The following is an 18,583-nucleotide window of genomic DNA, read 5'->3' as shown; positions in this document are numbered from 1 at the left end:
AAGTGCAGCTATGAGGGACGCGCTGACAGGAAGTCGAATCCGCGAAAGGCGTCAGATCGCTGGTCTACGTCAGGCCGAACTGGCGCGCCGTGTGGGTATTTCGGCTTCTTACCTGAACCTGATCGAACATAATCGCCGCCGGATCGGGGGGAAATTGCTGGTCGATATTGCGGCGGCTCTGTCGGTTGAGCCTTCGGTCTTGACGCAGGGGATCGAAGCCACCCTAATCTCGGCCCTGCGTGAGGCTGCGGTAGACGCAGTTGGTCAGCAGGCTGAGGTTGATGCGCTTGAGGAATTTGCTGGGCGGTTTCCCGGTTGGGCGGGGGTTCTGGCGCAGATGCACCGCCGGGTGGTTTCGCTGGAACGCACCGTTGAAACCCTGTCCGACCGTCTGACCCATGACCCGCATTTGGCGGCGTCGATGCACGAGGTGCTGTCGACCGCCGCCGCGATTCGGTCCACAGCCGCCATTCTGGCTGAAACACATGAGATTGAGCCTGAATGGCAGGATCGATTCCACCGCAACCTTCACCAGGATGCGGAGAGGTTGGCAGATAGCTCCAAATCGCTGGTGGCTTACCTGGACGACACCGAAACCACCGATGATCGGAGCGGGGTGCCGCTGGAAGATGTTGAGGCGTTCTTTGAACGTCACGACCATCATTTCCCCGAGATCGAGGCTGGTGCGGACCCTGCAGACTTGGACCTGAGCGGTTTTGATTCGACGGCGGCCCGGACTGTGACCCGCGGGTTTCTGGACGTCTATGCAACCGATGCACGTGCTATGCCTTTGGACGCGGTGAAAGCGGTGCTGGACGGTGCAGAGCCAGACCCGCTGAAACTGGCTGCTCAATTCAACGTGGATATCGCGACCGTCCTGCGGCGACTTGCGGCTTTGCCCGAAGGCGTGCTGCGGCGACCGACAGGGCTGGTTATTTGCGATGCATCCGGCAGCATCCTGTTCACCAAATCCGTTCCGGGCTTCGCAATGCCCCGATTTGGCGAGGCCTGCCCCCTTTGGCCCCTGTTTCAGGCGCTAAATCGCCCTCTGGTTCCGATCCGTCGCCGGATCGTGCAGCTTGGTCGCTCGGCTGCCGAGTTCGATTGCTTTGCCTACGCGTGGCCGCAAGGGGTCGCAGGCTACGATGATGCGCCTGTTTACCATTCGGTCATGTTGGTCCGGTCGGTTGAAGAGGGTCAGCCCAGTGATCAGGCCGTCGCACGTGTAGGTCCCAGTTGCCGGGTGTGCCCCAACGATGATTGCGCGTCGCGCCGCGAACCATCGATTCTGAGCGAAGGTTTTTGACAGTTTCCCGACAGACGGCGTAAGCTGGCGCTGACGGTTTGTGGATGGATGATCCGTCTCGGGGAGGAATACGACAAATGAGCCGCAAGGTTCTGTTGATTGAGGATGAGCCCAACATTGCCGAGGCCATTCGGTTCCTGTTGACGCGTGAGGGTTGGCAGGTCGAAACGCACTCGGAAGGGACGGACGCGATCGAGGTGATCCAGGGCGCACAGCCTGATCTGGTGATTCTTGATGTCATGTTGCCGGGCAAAAGTGGCATGGACATTCTGCGTGACCTGCGCGAACTGGACGATATGCGCAGCTTGCCGGTTTTGATGCTGACCGCACGCGGGCAATCGCGCGACCGCGAGATGGCTGAAAATGCTGGGGTCAGCCGCTTTATGACTAAGCCGTTTTCCAATGCCGAGGTGCTGACAGCCGTACGCGACTTGCACGCTCAGGCCACGCAATCATGAGCAACGGCGGGGATCGACAGCCTCCGGGCGTTCGGCCTTCGCTGTTTCTGGAACGCCAGAGTTACCGCCGCCGCCGGCTGATGGACGCCGCGCGACTGCTTCCGATTCTGGGGGCCGCGCTGATCGCCATTCCGTTGCTTTGGCCGGAATCCGAAGGCGACAACGGTGTGCCCCTGTCCTCGGCCATGTTCTACATTTTCTTTTGCTGGGGCCTGCTGATCGGGGTCAGCTTGATCTTTGGCTTCGCAGCTAGGCGCAGCGCTAGCCGAGATGACGCCGAATCGGATGCGGACAAATGGCAACGCTGAACGTTCTAATCCTTGTTTGTCTGGGCTATGTCGTGCTGTTGTTTGGCGTCGCTTTTGCGGCGGACCGGTTGGCGGCGGCAGGCAAGGGTGCGTGGTTGCGCTCACCTCTGATCTATACGCTGTCTCTGTCAATCTATTGTACTGCCTGGACTTTTTACGGCGCTGTAGGCAATGCTGCCCGCTCGGGGCTGGAATTCGTTACGATCTATCTTGGCCCCACGCTGGTGATGATCAGCTGGTGGTGGGGTTTACGCAAACTGGTGCGGGTGGGGCGCAGTCAGCGGGTGACGTCAATCGCCGACCTGATCTCGTCCCGGTATGGCAAGTCGAACACGCTGGCAATCGGCGTGACCATACTGGCTGTGCTAGGCGGCACGCCTTATATCGCGCTGCAACTGCAATCCATCACACTGTCCTTTTCGATCTTTGCCGAGGCCGACCCCACAGGGCTTTACCGCGAAGGATCAAGCGTGTTTTGGGTTGCGGCAGGGCTGGCTGTTTTCGCCATTTTGTTTGGAACGCGAAATCTGGACGCCAACGAGCGCCACCACGGCGTGGTCACTGCAATTGCGGTTGAATCCGTCGTCAAACTTTTTGCGCTTCTGGCGGTGGGCATCTTTGTCGTCTGGGGCATTGCCGGCGGTGTCGCGCCAATGATGGACCGTATTGATGCCTCGGAGATAGGTCAGTGGAACGTCGATGCCGGTCGCTGGACAACCTTTGTCTTTCTGTCCGCCGCGGCCTTTGTTTGTCTGCCCCGCATGTTTCAGGTCATGGTCGTTGAGAACGCAGATGAAGCGCATCTGAGGACTGCCGCCTGGGCCTTTCCGCTGTATCTTCTGTTGATGAGCCTGTTCGTGGTGCCGATCGCCGTGGTCGGGCTTGACCTGTTGCCCGACGGCTCGAACCCCGATCTGTTTGTGCTGACGGTGCCGCTGTCGCAGGGCAATGAATGGCTGGCCATGCTGTCATTTATCGGAGGATTTTCGTCGGCCACATCCATGGTGATCGTCACCGCCATGGCGCTGTCGACTATGGTGTCGAACCATTTGGTCATGCCCATTTGGCTTAGCACGCAGGAAGGGGGCGGACCTGTCTCGGGCGATGTGCGCAACGTTGTTTTGATGGCGCGACGCGTGTCTATCGCGGTGATCATGGCGTTTGGGTACTATTATTACCGATTGTCAGGAGGAGGAGCGGCGCTTGCGTCAATCGGGTTGGTGGCTTTTGCCGGAATTTCGCAAATCTTACCCGCTTTGGTCGGCGGGTTGTTCTGGAGAGGGGCCACGCGGACGGGCGCGCTTGTGGGGCTGACGACCGGGTTTCTGCTTTGGATATATACGTTGTTGCTGCCCGGAATGGGCGGTGTCCTGATGACCGACAGCGTCTTGCAGCACGGACCTTTCGGGCTGGGCTGGTTACGCCCGCAGGCGCTGTTCGGGATCGAGGGCATGGATCCAATGGTCCACGCGGTGATGTGGTCGCTGTCGTTGAACACGGTGGCGTTCTGCGTGGCTTCGCTGCTGAGCTTTCCCAGCCCGCTGGAACGGTTGCAGGGCGCGCAATTCGTCAATGTATTTGACCATTCCGTTGCCCCACGTGGCTGGAGTGGATCGGTCGCACAAAGCGAAGACCTGATGATCATGACCCAGCGGATTCTGGGGGCCGGTCCTGCGCAGGAATTCTTTCAGGCCGAAGCCCAGCAACAGGGTGGCCGCACGCGCCTACCCGAGCCGACACCTGCCTTTCTGGAGCGGCTGGAACGGGAACTTAGCGGTTCGGTCGGGGCGGCGACGGCCCACGCGATGATCGGTCAGATCGTGGGAGGCTCGTCGGTTTCGGTCGAAGACCTGCTGGCGGTGGCCGACGAATCGGCGCAATTGTTGGAATATTCCAGCCAGCTTGAGGTGAAGTCAGCCGAACTCAGCCGCACTGCACGGCAACTGCGCGAGGCCAATACCAAGCTGACCCAAATCTCAGAGCAGAAAGACAGTTTCCTCAGCCAGGTCAGCCATGAATTGCGCACCCCCATGACCTCGATCCGGGCGTTTTCCGAGATCATGCGCGACACGGACGGGCTGAGCGTTCAGGAACAGACGCGCTATGCCGCCATCATCCATGACGAGGCGCTGCGCCTGACGCGGCTGCTGGACGATTTGTTGGACCTCAGCGTTCTGGAAAGCGGTCGGGTCAGTTTGAACATGGGTGGCGATACGCTGCGGTCCGTGCTGGATCGGGCTGTTTCCAGCGCTTTGGCCGGAGGAAGCCATACTTTGACCGTTCGGCGTTCAATCGCGTCTGAACGCCTGCCGCTCCATACCGATCTTGATCGTCTGGGGCAGGTCTTCATCAATCTGATCACGAACGCCCAGAAGTATTGCGACGCGGATGAGCCGGTTCTGACGATTTCCGCCCATGATGTAGGGGGACAAGTCGTGGTCGATTTCACCGATAACGGCAGCGGCATTCCTCCCGAGGCGCAGTCGATGGTGTTCGAGAAATTCGCTCGGATCGGCGGTGACAAAGCCGGCGGGGCGGGATTGGGTCTGGCGATCTGCCGGGAAATCATGCAGCGCCTTGGCGGAGAGATTACCTACTTGCCCGGTCAAGGCGGCGCAGCGTTCCGCGTTCGCGTGCCGTTGGCCTATCGGCAGGCCGCGCAATAGCTTTTTTGTAAAGACATTGGTAACCGCCGCTGGGTTAGACCAGAGAAGATGAAGTAATTTGGCGGTTTAGGCTATGGCACAACCGGTCAACGCGGTGTTGGCGCGCAAACTCTCGGTCGGGCAAGAAGGGCAGGGGGATGGCCCTCGTTCTGCCCTGCGCGCTTTTCGGCTGGGGTTTGCCCGCGCCGCGGGGGATCGGTTGAACTTACCTCTTTCAGTCATCGGGGCGAAGCAGTCAGCAAGATCTCCGGATGTACTGGGCGATTTTGCAGGCGACGATTGGTTGTTGTTGCGCTTCTCAGATCCCGATGGGGTCGCGGCAGCGGTATGTATGGATATCGGGGTGGTATCGGCCATCCTTCAGGTGCAAACGATCGGAGAGGTCATGCCTGACCCTCCTTCCGGTCGTTCGTTCACAGACACGGATGCCGCCATGGTCGCGCCAATGGTCGAAGAGGCACTGCGTCGCGCCGATGCTTTAGCCGATCCCACTGGCGGCCAGCCTGGCCTAACCGGTTATGAATTCAAAGCCCGTCTTGCTGATATGCGATCGTTGTCCCTGGCCATGGTTGAGGACGCATATTTGACCTTTGATCTGACGGTCGAATTGAGTGGCGGGTTGCGTCAGGGCCATATTGCACTGCTTTTGCCCGAGCGGGCGGGCACGGATGCTGAAATTGTGCCCGAAGACCCCTCGGGGCCGAGCCTGGAGCAGGCAACCGGGGTTGTGCGGGCCGAATTGAACACGGTGATTTGCCGAATGACCCTGCCGCTGGCTGCATTGTCGGGGCTCTCGGCGGGCGATGTATTGCCGCTTACCGGCTCCCGGTTGGATCGGGCCGAGGTTCTGACCATAGATCGCACCCGTGCCGCGGTCGGACGATTGGGCCAATGTGGCGGGATGCGAGCAGTGCGGTTAAATGAATATGCGCCACTGCCAGCACTGGCCAATACCGAAGAGTTTCTGGAAGCCCGGTTGGCCACCGAGCAACCTCACCACACAGAAACAGCGAGGCAAGAAGGTCAGCCCTCGATAAAGGCGCCCGATCTGACAGCAGAGACACTGGAATTCAACGACTCTGATCAGATCGCCGCCGAAATTTCCAAACTCGCTGGTTTGGAAAACAACCCGGATGCATTTGGGTAAAGCGGTAGATCAGTCTGTCGAGCCGCGAATTTGGTCCAGCGTCGGGCGCAGGTTCTCCAGTGCGTAACCCGCCTTGGTTGTGGCCTCTAGAATGTCATCGGTGCTCATCCGGTCACATTGTCCCAAGGCCCAGACAACCGAGCATCGCGTGCCAGAGGCGCAATAGGCCAGAACCGGCCCGGTGCAGTTTTCGGCAAGGTCACGCTGACGGGTCACGTTTTCCGGCGTCATCGTCTGGTGGGTCAGTTCCAGAACCTCATATTCCAGCCCTGCCGCCCGAACAGCCTGACCGATTGCGTCAGACTGCATATCGACCGGCACCTCAGTATTCGGGCGGTTGCAGATAACCTTCACGAAACCTGCATCGACAATGGCTGGGACATCCTCGACCGTGATTTGCGGCGAGACGGCGTAGCGGGGGGTGATGGGGCGAATCTCCATCCTGTTTGATTAGGCCGCGTTGGCCGCCCTGTCCAGTTTCGACCCCACGGCAGGGGCCGCATACATCCCCGCAATCATCGCAAGAAGGAACACAATCCCGCCAACTCCCCCATATGAGATCGACGCAATGGCCGGTCCAGGGCACAGGCCCGACAGCCCCCAACCCATCCCGAACATAACCGAGCCGATGATCAGGTTGCGGTCAAGCTCGGGAGCGGATGGGGCCGGAAACGTCCCGCCAGTCAACGGGCGGCGGTGCTCGGCCAGTCGCCAGGCAAAGAACATGGGCACGATCGCGCCGCCCATCACAAAGGCCAGCGTCGGGTCCCAATTTCCGAAAATGTCCAACCAACCCTGAACTTTGGTGGTGTCGGTCATGCCCGACAAAAGCAGCCCCGCGCCGAAAAGGGACCCTGCAAGGAGGGAAATCACCATACGCATCAGATCAACCCCAGCAGGTGGCGCAGGAACACCAAGATTACGGCACCGGCGCCAATATAAATTACCGTCGCCACGATGCCGCGCAGCGAAAACCGGGAGATGCCGCAAACCCCATGCCCCGACGTGCAGCCATTGGCGATCCGAGTGCCGACCCCAACCAGCAGGCCCGCAATAATGACGACCGAGAGATTGCCTGTCAGATGTGTCGCGGGCGCGGGAGATAGAAGCAGGCTGAGAATCAGGGGCATTCCGACAAGTCCTGCGATAAAGGCCAGTCGCTCTTTTGTACGGTCCGAGCCGTCGATCAGCCCGCCTAAAATACCGCTGGCCCCCATGATGCGACCGTTACCCAACAGGTAAATGGCAGCGCCCATCCCGATCATCAGGCCGCCGCCAAATCCCCAAATCCATTCCGTTTGCATTGTTTGCCCTTTCGACGGATCGTTACAGCTTGTTCAGTGGAACCTTCAGAAAAACATCGCCTTTTTCGTCCGCTGGTGGCATCTGGCCGGCCCGCATGTTGACTTGAAGGGAAGGAAGGATCAGACGCGGCATTCCCAGGGTAGCATCGCGCGCATCCCGCATCTCGACGAATTCTTCGATCGGGCGGCCCTGACCGATATGCACGTTCAGCGCCTTTTGTTCGCCCACGGTGGTTTCCCACGCGAACTCATCGCGGCCGGGGGCTTTGTAGTCGTGACCAACAAAGATCCGAGTCTCGTCGGGCAGGGAAAGGATCTTTTGAATCGAGTCATATAAGACCTCCGAGGACCCACCGGGAAAGTCACAGCGCGCGGTTCCGAAATCGGGCATGAACAGGGTATCGCCGACAAAAGCCGCATCGCCGATCACATAGGTCATGCAAGCCGGAGTGTGGCCGGGCGTATGCAGGACATCACCCCGCATCTGGCCGATGTGAAAACTGTCGCCTTGGCGGAACAGGGCGTCGAATTGGCTGCCATCGCGCTGAAACTCCGTCCCTTCGTTGAAGATTTTGCCGAAGGTTTCCTGAATGGTGACGATCTGGTCGCCGATGCCAATTTTCCCACCCAGTTCCTGCTGAAGGTAAGGCGCAGCCGACAGGTGGTCGGCATGGACATGACTTTCCAAAATCCATTCGACCTTCAGCCCGTTGGCGCGGACATGGCTGATGATCTCGTCGGCTGAACTGGTGCTCGTGCGACCCGAGGCATGGTCGAAATCCAGAACGCTGTCGATAATCGCGCAGGCTGTGCCTTCGGGTTCTTGCACCAGATAAGACACCGTGAATGTATCGGTGTCGAAAAATGCCTTGACCTTGGGTGTCATCTTGCCCTCCGCTTGTCTTTCTCTTTATATAGTAAGTCTGGAATATATCGCAATCAAGCTTGCGTGACTTGATGCCTGTCAAGGCAGATTAGCCGGAAATCGACTAGACTTTAACCGTTCCGCAATTCGCCGCCGATTTTGCCTTACGCAACGGCAAGTTTATGCGCGACCGCGGGCGTGGATCAGCTAGTCTTAAAACAGTTACCTATATGGGTGTAGTCAGACAGCATTTGGGAGGATGACGATGTCTACAAGCAATTTGTATTCCGAAGCCGCACAACTGGAAGAAAAGTTGCAGGGTGCCTGTCTGGAAACTCGTCTGGCCTTGCAGCCTAGCGTTACAAAGGTAATCGATCGGATGCGCCAGCAGGGCGTTCACGTGCCATCGCGGCTGCGTCGCCTGGATGCGGCCCTTTGCGAAGATGCAATGGAAGCGCAGTTCGACAACTTGCCAGTATGACATACAGGTTTAGCTAAACGAAATTCCCAGGATCACCAGCATCAGGCCCAGGACCGACAAAAACAGGGATGCCAGATTCCACGGCAGAACCCCCTGAACAACGGCGCGCAGTTCATCATCAGACAGGCCCGATTTGCGGGCCTTCATCACGCGCAGGATACACCAGACCAGCCCCAGGAGACCGGCAAGCGACAGGGCGGCTCCGCCCCAGGTGATGAGTTCGAACATTTGGCCTCGCAATCTTTTGCTGATGCGCATTGCGCTTACCGGATCGCATTGTGGCGCACAAGCCCGGCCTGCGATTGACCGCTTGCGGCGCCGGCGGGTGCGATGTATCCGGCATATTGCCGCTGCCACCGCGGCCGGACCGCAACCTCTGGGAGAGACGTAGATGGAAGATATGACCGAAGACCAGGCCACCGCCAATTACCGCGTGACCGCCGGAGAACTGCGCCAATTTATCGAGCGGTTCGAGCGTCTGGATGCCGAGAAAAAAGACATCGCAGAGCAGCAGAAAGAGGTTATGGCCGAAGCCAAGGCCCGCGGCTACGACACCAAGGTGATGCGCAAGGTCATTGCCCTGCGTAAACGCGACAAGGACGACATCGCCGAGGAAGAGGCGGTCCTTGAAATGTACAAAGAAGCGCTTGGCATGAGCTAAAGGCCCTTTGCAAACGCCCACACCCGGCGTTTGCCCATCCCTCAATACCTAGAGGGGCGCGTTGCGCGGGCTCAGAACCTGAACCCCGCTCATATTTGCCAACCGAGCTACGTCCTGTTCGTACAGCTCCGAGAATGCATCAACGATTTCTGCGTTCCATCCGGGAAGCTCAAGCTCCTCTTCAAGCCTGTCCGTTTCGGCGTGTTCCTCAAAAATGTGGAACAACTGGACCTGAAGGGCTTCAGGATCGTTGGCTTCAGTGTCCAAGGCTGCCTGCGCCAGAACTTGCCCCTCTGCAGTCAACAACGACAAGATCAGGTCATATTCTCCGGTAAGGGCTGCGGTTTCGGGTATCCCGCTGACTTGGCGCACAACATTGCCCCAGATGAGGGGGGTGTCTTCGTTGCACCAAAGCGTAATCTTCACATCCGGGGCGAGATCACGAATATCCTCGATCATGCCAATCCAGCTCAGACAGCTTAGATCTGTTGTGCGCAGAATCTCTTCGCGATCTGGGTCGGGCAGGGCCATCAGCAGTTTCGGGATGAAACTGCCTGGATTTCTAAGGGCGAAATACAGATTTATAGGTTCTTCTGGAAAGGCCTGCTGCAACAGCGCCATCCTGCGCCCGGCATCGGGATAAAGTTGGCCGTCGCGCAGAAGATTCCCCTGATCACCCACGAAATTGTCGTTCAGGAAAATGGCACGCTTGGTCGCCGCGTCCACAGGCAAGGCCAGTCGCATTTTCTTGATTGCGTCAGGTGACAGAGTTCGAATATCTGGCCCGCCGAAATTCGGTTTGAAATACTGACGATACCGACGAGGGCCAAAGAACCGCGCGCCACACTCGCTGAGCAACGCACCATTCGCCTGAAGCGACCTTTGCAGCCGCCCCTGATCCGTAAAAGCGGCCCCAGCGTGGATCGCAAACTGCATATCCGGCTCTCGTCCCTGCATCTTCTTGCCTCGTTTGTCGGGTTACAGGTTGCAACCCGCGCAGTCAAACCCGCCTCAACTAACCCTTCGCTTGCCTCGCCAACGACGAAACAAGAATTTCCCTAAGTTGCGGTGAAATTTCGGGCTTGCAGTCGCGCGGCAGAGAAAGTAATCGACACCTAGTGCCCCTATAGCTCAGCTGGTAGAGCAACTGATTTGTAATCAGTAGGTCCGCGGTTCGAGTCCGTGTGGGGGCACCACTTTAACATCCAGTTGCGTTCGATTTTGACTGATAGTAGCTTGTAGTTGCAGGATTTCTACTTTCGGATTGTCCGATGTTGTCCTGCCACGTGCGCTGTAATCTGCCCCCAAATGGGGTACCAAATTGGGGTACGTGCCACACGGTGACTGGAAGGTACCCCCAATGCCTGTTTTGAGCGACGCACGGATTCGGGCTCTGAAACCTAGGGAGAAGCCCTACAAGCAGGCCGATTTTGACGGGCTTTATTTGCTGGTGAAGCCGAACGGTTCGAAACTCTGGCGCTTCAAGTATCGTTGGTTCCAAAAGGAAAAGCTGCTGGCGCTGGGCAAGTATCCAGAAGTGACACTGGCCGATGCGCGACGGAAACGGGACGACGCCCGCAGCCTGATCGCAAATGGCGAAGATCCTTCCAGCGTGCGCAAAGACAAAAAAGCCAGAGAAGAGGCAGAGAACAACGCTACCTTCTCCAAGTTGGCGGCAGAACTGCTGGAAAAGAAGCGCAGCGAAGGCCGTGCCGAAGCAACGCTGACAAAGACCGCCTGGTTTCACCGGCTACTTTCCGCAGACATCGGGAAAATGCCGATCACGCAAATAACAGCACGGGATATTCTGGTTCCGCTGCAGAAGATGGAAAAAAAGGGCAATCACGAAACCGCCGTACGGATGCGGTCTGCTGCCGGGGCCGTCTTTCGCTATGCCATCGCCCTGGGACTCGCGGATAACGATCCGACCTATGGTTTGAAGGATGCCCTGATCAGGCCCCAAGTACAGCACCGCGCGGCAATCACTGATCCGGCGCAGGTCGGTGCATTGCTCCGGGCTATCGACGGGTTTGCTGGTCAAAGAACTACGCGCCTCGCGTTGCAACTGCTCGCATTGACTGCCCTGCGCCCCGGAGAGTTGCGAATGGCGGAGTGGGATGAGATCGACGAGGCCAGAATGGCGTGGACCGTTCCGGCACATCGCGCCAAGATGCGGCGGCCTCACACAATACCGCTTTCCCGCCAAACCTTCGATCACTTGAAGGAACTGCGCGACCTGACGGGTTGGGGCAAGTTGCTCTTTCCATCGGTACGTTCATCCAAGCGCTGCATGAGCGACAATACTTTGAATGCCGCGCTGCGCCGCATGGGATACGAGAAGGACGAGATGACGGCGCATGGCTTTCGGGCAATGTTTTCCACACTGGCCAATGAGTCCGGCCGCTGGCATCCGGACGCCATTGAGCGAGCCCTCGCCCATGTGGAAAAGAACGAAATCCGCCGGGCATATGCACGCGGAACACACTGGGATGAGCGAGTTGATTTGACACAGTGGTGGGCAGATCAACTTGATAAGATGAAGAAGGAAAAACTGGGACATGATTGAATGTGAACAAGCCCCGGTAAAACCTACCGAACAATTGATCCAAACTTGGGTCTATCAGAGCAGTTGGTCCCTCAAAGACGCGGTCCTACTTGCGTTGGGCATTTCGCCGGATGATGCCGGAGCCGCAAAGGAGCTGGATGACCACAGTGCGCTACTAACTAGAACGAAGCGGTCGGGTGAACGATTTGGCGCGCCTGTTTTTTGGCTTTGGTGGGCAGAGCGCAACAACCTACCGTTCCATGCAGATTGGTGGCTAGCCATCACACCGGAACGCCCGATCGTATTTGACGGTCAGCATTTTGCGCATCGAAGGAAGGAAATTCTTTCCCCTGAATACGCTGGGCAGGAACGGATTCTGATCGGGGAATGGATCCGAAAACCTTATTGGACAGCCCGCGAGGCAATCGATTTGTCGCTGAACTTTAAGCCATTCCGCACAGAAAGCTGGCGCGGTCACGCCCCGGAAACCGGAGAGACGATACGTGAGCGTGACGACAGGTTCCTGATATTGGAAAGGGCGTTAGAGATCGGGGAAATCAGTGAGAAGGCGCCTGCAAAGGACTATCTGCTTTGGCTGGCGAAAAGGGGGTATTATGTGTCCTTAGCGTGGCGGCGTGCCGTGGGGATGCCGCCTCACGATGGCCAGCATCCGGATTCCGTTGCCGAGAAAGCGGAAATCATCGCGGAGAACGAAAAACTTCGAGATATGCTGCGAGCGAAAGATGAGCGCCTGTCTGCTTTGGACGCAAAGCTTGAGGCCTCTTCCTCCCCCGAAAACAGCCGGGCGCAAAAGTCTGCAAGCACTACACGGATCGCAACGCTTCAAAAAGCCCTCATTGCATGCGCAGTGGACGGTCACAGTTATACGCCCATCCAAAAACGCTCTGACGTGCCGAAGCAGATTGCGGACAAAGCTGCTGAACTTGGCTGCGGGGTGGATCAGCAAACGGTTCGTAGGCTTCTAAAGGAGGCAAGTGAATTGCACGTCAACAGCAACTATTGGAGCGACTGAACCCTTAAAAATATAATTCACATCGTGGATCCACGATCGGACTTCGTGGATAATCGCTGCACAAGACCGGACCTCGTCAGCCTTGGACCATCTGTAACAAACATAGATGGACTACGATGCAATTTGACGATCTTCCCAACGAAGCGCTGCTGCGCGAAAAGCAGATCCTGCACCCTCACGGTCCCGTGCCTGTATCCCGTTCGACGTGGTGGGCAGGCGTCCGTGCTGGGCGCTTCCCTCAGCCTGTACGTCTCGGGCCTCGCACAACAGCTTGGCGTGTTGGTGATATCCGCGAACTCTTGCGGGAGGGCGCTTAATGCACCAGCTCCCGAACCTTTCTCTTTCCCATAACTGGGCATCTCTGAATGGGGGTGCCGATGGCTAAATTCAGCTACAATTCTGCTATAGGGGATCTGTTCGCAGATCCCTCTACTGCCGGTTCGCAACCGCCTGCGTATGACACCAATCAAGGCGGGGTTCAGACTCAAGTTCAGCTTCATTCCAATCCGCCCGCTCTGACGCCAGTGCAGGTTGCTGCATTGGAGGCGATAGAAGCTGAAAACCTCGGCGAAGACGAACGCTATCTCAAAGACGTTGAAGTGGCTAAACGCTTCGGTATCGCTCGCCAAACAGTTTGGAAACGCGTGGAGCTTGGTGTTCTACCGGCACCGATCAAGCTGCCTCCAAACAGCAGTCGCTGGCGCCTATCCAGCCTGCTCGCATTTGAGAAAAAACTGGCTGAAGCATCACACCAAACCAAGAAGAAAAGTCGCAAGTCAGGGCGCAAAATATGACACGGGCCCACTACAAGGTGAAGGTCTGCCAAGACCAAGTCTATTCGGTAGATGAACTGTGTAAAATCTACAATGTTCGCCGCAATGCCATCACCGACTGGATGAAATCCGGCCTGCGGAAATCAGACGATCTGCGTCCTTTTATTTTTCGTGGGGCTGAGCTGCAACGCTACCACAATGGCCAGAAGCGCAAACCGCTCGCTAAACTGAAACAGGGTGAGTTCAATTGTTTGAGCTGCGGCAGCGCATGTTATCCCGCTCCACAGTCGATCTCGCTGATGACAACCTCCAGTCATAGGTACATGGCGGTGGGCGTCTGCGCTACCTGCGATGCCCAGGTAACAAAGTTACTGAAAGCGTCAGAATACGACAGAATAGAAAAATGCCTTATGTCGGGTACCAGCCTGGCTCTGATAGACGAAAGTAATTGTGAGATCCCAGCTGATACCGGGAATAAACCCGGCTTTCGCGAGACGGTTTGGTACCCGACAAACGATCGGATCGTGCATGAGTGGCAAATCTATGCTGGGCGCTTTGAGACTTCGACCAAACGCGCCCATCTGCGGAGCATCCGCATGCTGGAGGTTTTCCTAGGAGGCAAAGCCTTCGACAAGGTCACGCCAAAGGACGCCGCAGACTTTCGTGATCATTTGGTTAATCTTGGCCAAACGCTCAAAGAGCATGGTGGTTTGAGTAATTCTACCATCCGGCACCACGCGTCGCAGGTTCGCCAGTTCTTCGAATGGCTCCGGCTTCAGGACGGCTACAAGCGTTTGAGTCAAAACATCCCACTCTATCTGGAGCTTCCAAAGGCGGTACACGCCAAAACCCTGCCGCGTGATGATCGCGACTATCTGACGATCGAGCAGGCGGAAAAGATGTTGGAGAAGATGCCTGATCGCACGATTGCGGAGCGCCGTGATCGCGCCATGGTGGCTTGTGCTTATGCCAGTGGGTTACGCGCCGCAGCGCTCACTACGCTGAGACTGAAACATATTGACCTTTGTAAAGGGGAGCTGGTTCAGGACGCCTTAGAAATGCGCGCAAAGAATGGGAAGAGCTTTCGCAGTGTTTTCTTCCCGCGTACTGAAGCCTTCCAAGAGGTTTTCGTAAGCTGGCTTTCGGAGCTAATGGTAATGGGCTTCACCCAAGACGACGCTGTCTTCCCTGAGCTTGCACATCTGAAACAACGAGGATCAGAGATCAGCCCCGTACCCCCGATGAAATCCTCCTCAGCCGTGAGCTGCGCCTTTGATCTCGCCACCTCCCAGATCGGACGCAAATGCACACCGCACTCTGTTCGTGATACGCTCAAGGCGCTTGGGGATGAGCTTTGCACCTCTCCCAAAGACCGTAAAGCCTGGTCCCTAAATCTTGGCCATACGAACGAAAAAATCACTGAAATCTACTATGGAAAAATGTCGGACCATCAACGTCGCAGCATTATCGAGGGGCTTTCTACTGGTGGTTTGCTAACCGCCAAGGAAAACGCGATGGTGCTCGACTTCTATGAAAGCCGCTTCGAACGGGGCAGTGACGAGTACAACATGGCAAAACGTTTGGCCGAAAGGCGTGCGGCTGCCCGCGATGGAGATGAGGTGCTGGAGTAGGGGGCATTTACCGCGCTGAACACGAGCGGCGGAGATGCGCAGAAGGTAGACTTCGGAAATCTACGAGAACAGCGCAAAAAATTTCTTTCACCAAACGCCGAACATGCTGAGACGGGGTTAGGCAAACTTACCGCTCACAATGTTCCAAAAGAATCTCTGTGAGGAACTAAGAATCCTTCAGGATTGCGTAATAAATTAGGTTCCGCACTTTTAGTCGGGGTTTTCTGCAGGTTTGGAAAGGTCGTGCGAATTGAAGGTGGGATCCAAATCAGTTCGTACATGCAAAAGGACGCACTTAAAGCCCGGAACATGCCGAAAGCGCAAGGTGTTTGGCAGAGGTGGGGATTTTTAGGTTAGTGATTAAGCCGCTGTTTCGTCCTCATTTATTCTAAAAAAAATTGAGTACAGAGTCGGCACCACTATCAGCGTAAGAACGGTTGCAAAACTCAAACCGCAGATGATCACCACTGCGAGTGACTCGAAAAACGGATCCCACAGCAAAGGCATTACTCCAAGTACAGTAGTAAGTACTCCCAGTGACACTGGGCGGACGCGTAGAACGGCTGAGTCAACAACAGCCAGCAATCGAGGTTTTCCACCGGCAATCTGAGTATCGGTTTCGTCAATAAGGACGATAGCGTTTTTGATTAACATCCCTGTTAGAGACAAAATACCCAGTATTGCCATAAATTCGAGTGGCGTTCTGGTTGCCGCGAGCCCCCAGACGACTCCAATGAGAGCCAGAGGTACTGTCAACCATATGATCAGTGGTTGTCGGACTGCGTTAAATAAGAAGAAAACTACGACAATCATCGCTCCGAACCCAAGCGGCATAGTCGAAGCTAAACCGTCGTTCGCACTTTGCGAGTCCCCGTACTCACCTCTCCATTCAAGAGAATACCCACTTGGCAATTTTATTGCCTCTACAAGTGGTCGGACTTGAGCGAAAAGGTCGCCTGAGAGTACTTCTGGTGCGTTATCGGCTTGTGCGGTGATTGCAAGCTTTCGGTCGATGCGCCTAAGGTTCCCAGCTTCGAAAACAAGGTCAAATCGGTCTACAACTTGGGATATTGGAATATACCCTCCGGCTACATCGCTATAAACTTGAATGTTTTTTAGGTCACTGATATTGCTTCGGGCTGCTTCGAACGGGCGCATAACTATGTCCAATAAGTTGTCGCCTTCGCGATAAATCCCTATCGGCGCCCCTACTTGATGCCAGTAAACTGCCCTGGAAATTTCCGCTTGGGTGAGACCGAGCCTGCGGGCGTTTTCCGTGTCAATAACTGGTCGAATTACCGGCTTTTGTTCGCGCCAGTCGTCTTTTATCGCGATGGCTCCATTTTCAGCGAATATCAGTTTTGCCTGTTCGGCGAGTTCCCGAAGCACAACGGGATCGGGTCCAGAAAATTCAGCTTCGACTTTCGATCCACCACCGGGGCCCAGTACAAACTTCCAAACTTTTGCATATGAGTCAGCGTAGTTTTGGTCAATCCATGACTGAATTTCAGGCTGTAACGCATCGATCTGCCGGTAATCCTCTACGTCCACCAAAATTTGACCATAGGCGGGGTTCTGGTCTTCACTGTCGTATACCAACATGAAGCGTAAATGCCCGCTGCCCACGGACAGATTAGTAGAGTTGACACCTGGCAGAGTTAAGAGATGCGCTTCAATCTCTCGCATGTCCTGACTGGTTTGTTCAATGTCGGTTCCCTCTGGCAAAAAGTAATCCACAACAAATTGCGCCCTAGTGCTGTTGGGAAAGAAGCCCGGCGGTACCAGCGCAAACCCTGCGATCGCAGAGAGAAAGAGCGCAACAACAAGCCCCACAGTCAGGTACCGGAACCGGATCGCATACGCGAGGAGAGCACGATAGGCACGGAGAATTGCATTCTCTGCAGGCGGTTTTTCCGAGGTTGGTTTCAGCAGCAGAGTGCAAAAATAGGGCGTGAGCCAAATCGCTACCAACCACGAAAAAAGCAACGAGATAGAAATGGTCCAGAAGAGGCTTCCGGCGTATTCTCCAGTGTTGTCCGGTGAAAAGCCAATTGGGGAAAACGCCAAAAGTCCTACAACTGTTCCTCCGAGCAGCGGCCATTTGGTTTGATTTACGACAGAGATAGCAGCGTCGCTGGTGGCTTCGCCGCGTTGAACTCGGACCAACGTACCTTCGACAACGACAATAGCGTTATCAACCAGCATGCCGAGCGCAATGATCAGCGCGCCTAGTGAAATCCTTTGCATGTCGAGCCCCAGGAGCTGCATGCCGGCAAGCGTGCCTGCGACTGTGACCAACAGAATACCTCCCATGAGTATTCCGGATCTTAACCCCATAAAAATTAGCAATATGCCTACAACGATGATGAGCGCCAGAACCACGTTCATGACAAAGTCGTTGATCGATTCTTTTACCGAAGCAGACTGATCAGAGATTGGCAAAATCTGGATTCCGATTGGCCTTAGGTTCTCCAGCTCGTTTATCCGTTGCTTCACGGCTTCGCCCATGTTCACAACGTTTCCGCCCAGGCTATTCGATATTCCAATTCCAATTGCAGGCTGACCGTCCCGAAAAAGTAGGGGGCTTGCGGGTTCAACGTAACCGCGCGACACGGTTGCGATATCTGAAAGTCGAAATGATGCACCACTACTCGGCACAGAAACGACTAGGTCTTTGATAGCGTCAATTGAGGCTACTGCCGCCGACGGACGTATCTCTATTCGTCGCGAGTTGGACTTTATGGAACCCGCGGGCGCTACGAGGTTTTGTCCCTCCAGAACTTGCCCAATTTGCTGCGGTGATATTCCAAGTTCTATTAACCTTGCTGGTGCATACTCTACAAAGATTGCTTCATTCTGTTCACCACTTAAGACCACCTTGGAAACACCGCTGACGGCAACCAACTCCCTCTGGAGCTCCTTCGCGTACTCGTGGAGCTCGGCTATTGAATAGCCATCGCCAACAATCGCAAAATATAAGGCATACACATCGCCGAAATCATCGTAGACCTGAGATTGGAGCGCGTTCGGCGGCAGGCTTGTTTGAGCGTCAAGAATCTTTGCGCGCAATTGGGCAAATCTTGCATGGAGTGACGGAAAATCAGGTGTCGTGGGGATTGTAAACTCGACCGTCACAGTGCTGAGTCCGGGTGATGAAACTGACTTCACCTCTTTTACCCCGGAGAGCTCTTGTAGAGCATTCTCAATAACCTCAGTGACTTCTTCGGCGACTTCTTCTGCAGTGGCACCCGGATAAGGTGTTATGACCTGAGCTTGCCTTATTATGAACTCAGGATCTTCGAAACGAGGAAGAGTTAAGTATGCAAAATAGCCAGCCACCAAAATGAGAATAGTCACCAACGCGGAAATTAGACGCTTCTCAATTGCAAACCTTGCGAGATCCAT

At 55.9% G+C, this 18,583-nt stretch carries 19 protein-coding genes and 1 tRNA gene; 13 read left to right on the top strand and 7 right to left on the bottom strand.

Annotated elements, in window-relative coordinates; all coding sequences use genetic code 11:
• The first annotated feature begins 10 nt into the window (after positions 1-10).
• The 5 genes from ACR0CA_RS03500 (at position 11) to ACR0CA_RS03480 (ending at position 5,885) form a co-directional block, all read left to right on the top strand.
• The gene (locus tag ACR0CA_RS03500; RefSeq protein ID WP_480548765.1) at positions 11-1,306 is read left to right on the top strand and encodes a helix-turn-helix domain-containing protein; all 1,296 of its coding nucleotides are present in this window, start codon (positions 11-13) and stop codon (positions 1,304-1,306) included.
• Positions 1,307-1,383: 77 nt separating this feature from the next.
• On the top strand, positions 1,384-1,764 hold the full coding sequence (locus tag ACR0CA_RS03495) for a response regulator transcription factor (RefSeq protein ID WP_170770068.1): 381 nt from the start codon (positions 1,384-1,386) through the stop codon (positions 1,762-1,764).
• Positions 1,761-2,072 (top strand): hypothetical protein, encoded by a 312-nt coding sequence (locus ACR0CA_RS03490; protein WP_170770069.1) that lies wholly within the window; start codon positions 1,761-1,763, stop codon positions 2,070-2,072. The genes ACR0CA_RS03495 and ACR0CA_RS03490 overlap by 4 nt, the downstream gene beginning before the upstream one ends.
• Entirely contained in the window at positions 2,060-4,738 is a 2,679-nt protein-coding gene (locus tag ACR0CA_RS03485; RefSeq protein ID WP_170790447.1) for an ATP-binding protein, read from the top strand. Before ACR0CA_RS03490 ends, ACR0CA_RS03485 begins: the two co-directional genes overlap by 13 nt.
• A 73-nt stretch (positions 4,739-4,811) precedes the next feature.
• Entirely contained in the window at positions 4,812-5,885 is a 1,074-nt protein-coding gene (locus ACR0CA_RS03480) for a FliM/FliN family flagellar motor C-terminal domain-containing protein (RefSeq protein ID WP_170770071.1), read from the top strand.
• A 9-nt stretch (positions 5,886-5,894) separates the two neighbouring features.
• On the opposite strand, the gene ACR0CA_RS03475 is transcribed toward ACR0CA_RS03480, so the two are convergent.
• From ACR0CA_RS03475 to ACR0CA_RS03460, 4 genes are read right to left on the bottom strand one after another with little or no spacing between them, the layout of a single operon-like run.
• Positions 5,895-6,326: a protein tyrosine phosphatase family protein gene (locus ACR0CA_RS03475; protein ID WP_170790448.1), complete on the bottom strand. Its 432-nt coding sequence runs from the start codon at positions 6,324-6,326 to the stop codon at positions 5,895-5,897.
• Positions 6,327-6,335: 9 nt separating this feature from the next.
• Positions 6,336-6,767: a DUF6691 family protein gene (locus ACR0CA_RS03470; RefSeq protein WP_170770073.1), complete on the bottom strand. Its 432-nt coding sequence runs from the start codon at positions 6,765-6,767 to the stop codon at positions 6,336-6,338.
• On the bottom strand, positions 6,767-7,189 hold the full coding sequence (locus tag ACR0CA_RS03465) for a YeeE/YedE family protein (protein WP_170770074.1): 423 nt from the start codon (positions 7,187-7,189) through the stop codon (positions 6,767-6,769). The genes ACR0CA_RS03470 and ACR0CA_RS03465 overlap by 1 nt, the downstream gene beginning before the upstream one ends.
• A gap of 22 nt (positions 7,190-7,211) precedes the next feature.
• Positions 7,212-8,075: an MBL fold metallo-hydrolase gene (locus ACR0CA_RS03460; RefSeq protein WP_170770075.1), complete on the bottom strand. Its 864-nt coding sequence runs from the start codon at positions 8,073-8,075 to the stop codon at positions 7,212-7,214.
• A 244-nt stretch (positions 8,076-8,319) separates the two neighbouring features.
• On the opposite strand from ACR0CA_RS03460, the gene ACR0CA_RS03455 reads away from it, so the two are divergent.
• On the top strand, positions 8,320-8,535 hold the full coding sequence (locus ACR0CA_RS03455) for a hypothetical protein (RefSeq protein ID WP_170770076.1): 216 nt from the start codon (positions 8,320-8,322) through the stop codon (positions 8,533-8,535).
• Between the two features lie 9 nt (positions 8,536-8,544).
• On the opposite strand, the gene ACR0CA_RS03450 is transcribed toward ACR0CA_RS03455, so the two are convergent.
• A complete protein-coding gene (locus tag ACR0CA_RS03450; protein WP_170770077.1) occupies positions 8,545-8,763 on the bottom strand; it encodes a hypothetical protein in 219 nt (72 codons plus the stop codon).
• 163 nt (positions 8,764-8,926) lie between these two features.
• Here ACR0CA_RS03450 and ACR0CA_RS03445 point away from each other — a divergent pair, with 163 nt between their 5' ends.
• Entirely contained in the window at positions 8,927-9,196 is a 270-nt protein-coding gene (locus tag ACR0CA_RS03445; protein ID WP_170614681.1) for a DUF2312 domain-containing protein, read from the top strand.
• 48 nt (positions 9,197-9,244) lie between these two features.
• Here the strand turns inward: ACR0CA_RS03445 and ACR0CA_RS03440 are convergent, their stop codons facing one another.
• Positions 9,245-10,153, bottom strand: coding sequence for a hypothetical protein (locus ACR0CA_RS03440; RefSeq protein WP_170790451.1), 909 nt, complete (start codon positions 10,151-10,153; stop codon positions 9,245-9,247).
• 163 nt (positions 10,154-10,316) lie between these two features.
• Between ACR0CA_RS03440 and ACR0CA_RS03435 the strand changes: the two genes are divergently transcribed.
• The 6 genes from ACR0CA_RS03435 to ACR0CA_RS03410 all read left to right on the top strand — a co-directional run bounded on the left by ACR0CA_RS03435 (position 10,317) and on the right by ACR0CA_RS03410 (position 15,178).
• Positions 10,317-10,392 (top strand) — tRNA-Thr (locus ACR0CA_RS03435).
• Between the two features lie 164 nt (positions 10,393-10,556).
• On the top strand, positions 10,557-11,762 hold the full coding sequence (locus tag ACR0CA_RS03430; protein ID WP_108861800.1) for a tyrosine-type recombinase/integrase: 1,206 nt from the start codon (positions 10,557-10,559) through the stop codon (positions 11,760-11,762).
• Entirely contained in the window at positions 11,755-12,774 is a 1,020-nt protein-coding gene (locus ACR0CA_RS03425) for a hypothetical protein (protein WP_480897452.1), read from the top strand. Before ACR0CA_RS03430 ends, ACR0CA_RS03425 begins: the two co-directional genes overlap by 8 nt.
• Positions 12,775-12,890: 116 nt before the next feature.
• A complete protein-coding gene (locus tag ACR0CA_RS03420) occupies positions 12,891-13,091 on the top strand; it encodes a helix-turn-helix transcriptional regulator (protein WP_170753919.1) in 201 nt (66 codons plus the stop codon).
• Positions 13,092-13,151: 60 nt separating this feature from the next.
• Complete coding sequence (locus ACR0CA_RS03415) at positions 13,152-13,568, top strand: helix-turn-helix transcriptional regulator (RefSeq protein WP_170753921.1); 417 nt, start codon at positions 13,152-13,154, stop codon at positions 13,566-13,568.
• Positions 13,565-15,178 (top strand): tyrosine-type recombinase/integrase, encoded by a 1,614-nt coding sequence (locus ACR0CA_RS03410; protein WP_480897451.1) that lies wholly within the window; start codon positions 13,565-13,567, stop codon positions 15,176-15,178. The genes ACR0CA_RS03415 and ACR0CA_RS03410 overlap by 4 nt, the downstream gene beginning before the upstream one ends.
• A 360-nt stretch (positions 15,179-15,538) precedes the next feature.
• On the opposite strand, the gene ACR0CA_RS03405 is transcribed toward ACR0CA_RS03410, so the two are convergent.
• Positions 15,539-18,583, bottom strand: coding sequence for an efflux RND transporter permease subunit (locus ACR0CA_RS03405; protein WP_480857769.1), 3,045 nt, complete (start codon positions 18,581-18,583; stop codon positions 15,539-15,541).

This window comes from Ruegeria sp. F12 (assembly GCF_056533885.1).
The sequence above is the reverse complement of the archived record's forward strand: the minus strand, read 5'-3'. Positions and strand labels throughout refer to the sequence as shown.

What these genes read in the sequence shown, in the direction of transcription:
- ACR0CA_RS03500 (WP_480548765.1), top strand. Translation starts at nt 11, where the DNA reads ATGAGGGACGCGCTGACAGGAAGTCGAATCCGCGAAAGGCGTCAGATC.
- ACR0CA_RS03495 (WP_170770068.1), top strand. Translation starts at nt 1,384, where the DNA reads ATGAGCCGCAAGGTTCTGTTGATTGAGGATGAGCCCAACATTGCCGAG.
- ACR0CA_RS03490 (WP_170770069.1), top strand. Translation starts at nt 1,761, where the DNA reads ATGAGCAACGGCGGGGATCGACAGCCTCCGGGCGTTCGGCCTTCGCTG.
- ACR0CA_RS03485 (WP_170790447.1), top strand. Translation starts at nt 2,060, where the DNA reads ATGGCAACGCTGAACGTTCTAATCCTTGTTTGTCTGGGCTATGTCGTG.
- ACR0CA_RS03480 (WP_170770071.1), top strand. Translation starts at nt 4,812, where the DNA reads ATGGCACAACCGGTCAACGCGGTGTTGGCGCGCAAACTCTCGGTCGGG.
- ACR0CA_RS03475 (WP_170790448.1), bottom strand. Translation starts at nt 6,326, where the DNA reads ATGGAGATTCGCCCCATCACCCCCCGCTACGCCGTCTCGCCGCAAATC.
- ACR0CA_RS03470 (WP_170770073.1), bottom strand. Translation starts at nt 6,767, where the DNA reads ATGCGTATGGTGATTTCCCTCCTTGCAGGGTCCCTTTTCGGCGCGGGG.
- ACR0CA_RS03465 (WP_170770074.1), bottom strand. Translation starts at nt 7,189, where the DNA reads ATGCAAACGGAATGGATTTGGGGATTTGGCGGCGGCCTGATGATCGGG.
- ACR0CA_RS03460 (WP_170770075.1), bottom strand. Translation starts at nt 8,075, where the DNA reads ATGACACCCAAGGTCAAGGCATTTTTCGACACCGATACATTCACGGTG.
- ACR0CA_RS03455 (WP_170770076.1), top strand. Translation starts at nt 8,320, where the DNA reads ATGTCTACAAGCAATTTGTATTCCGAAGCCGCACAACTGGAAGAAAAG.
- ACR0CA_RS03450 (WP_170770077.1), bottom strand. Translation starts at nt 8,763, where the DNA reads ATGTTCGAACTCATCACCTGGGGCGGAGCCGCCCTGTCGCTTGCCGGT.
- ACR0CA_RS03445 (WP_170614681.1), top strand. Translation starts at nt 8,927, where the DNA reads ATGGAAGATATGACCGAAGACCAGGCCACCGCCAATTACCGCGTGACC.
- ACR0CA_RS03440 (WP_170790451.1), bottom strand. Translation starts at nt 10,153, where the DNA reads ATGCAGGGACGAGAGCCGGATATGCAGTTTGCGATCCACGCTGGGGCC.
- ACR0CA_RS03430 (WP_108861800.1), top strand. Translation starts at nt 10,557, where the DNA reads ATGCCTGTTTTGAGCGACGCACGGATTCGGGCTCTGAAACCTAGGGAG.
- ACR0CA_RS03425 (WP_480897452.1), top strand. Translation starts at nt 11,755, where the DNA reads ATGATTGAATGTGAACAAGCCCCGGTAAAACCTACCGAACAATTGATC.
- ACR0CA_RS03420 (WP_170753919.1), top strand. Translation starts at nt 12,891, where the DNA reads ATGCAATTTGACGATCTTCCCAACGAAGCGCTGCTGCGCGAAAAGCAG.
- ACR0CA_RS03415 (WP_170753921.1), top strand. Translation starts at nt 13,152, where the DNA reads ATGGCTAAATTCAGCTACAATTCTGCTATAGGGGATCTGTTCGCAGAT.
- ACR0CA_RS03410 (WP_480897451.1), top strand. Translation starts at nt 13,565, where the DNA reads ATGACACGGGCCCACTACAAGGTGAAGGTCTGCCAAGACCAAGTCTAT.
- ACR0CA_RS03405 (WP_480857769.1), bottom strand. Translation starts at nt 18,583, where the DNA reads ATGGATCTCGCAAGGTTTGCAATTGAGAAGCGTCTAATTTCCGCGTTG.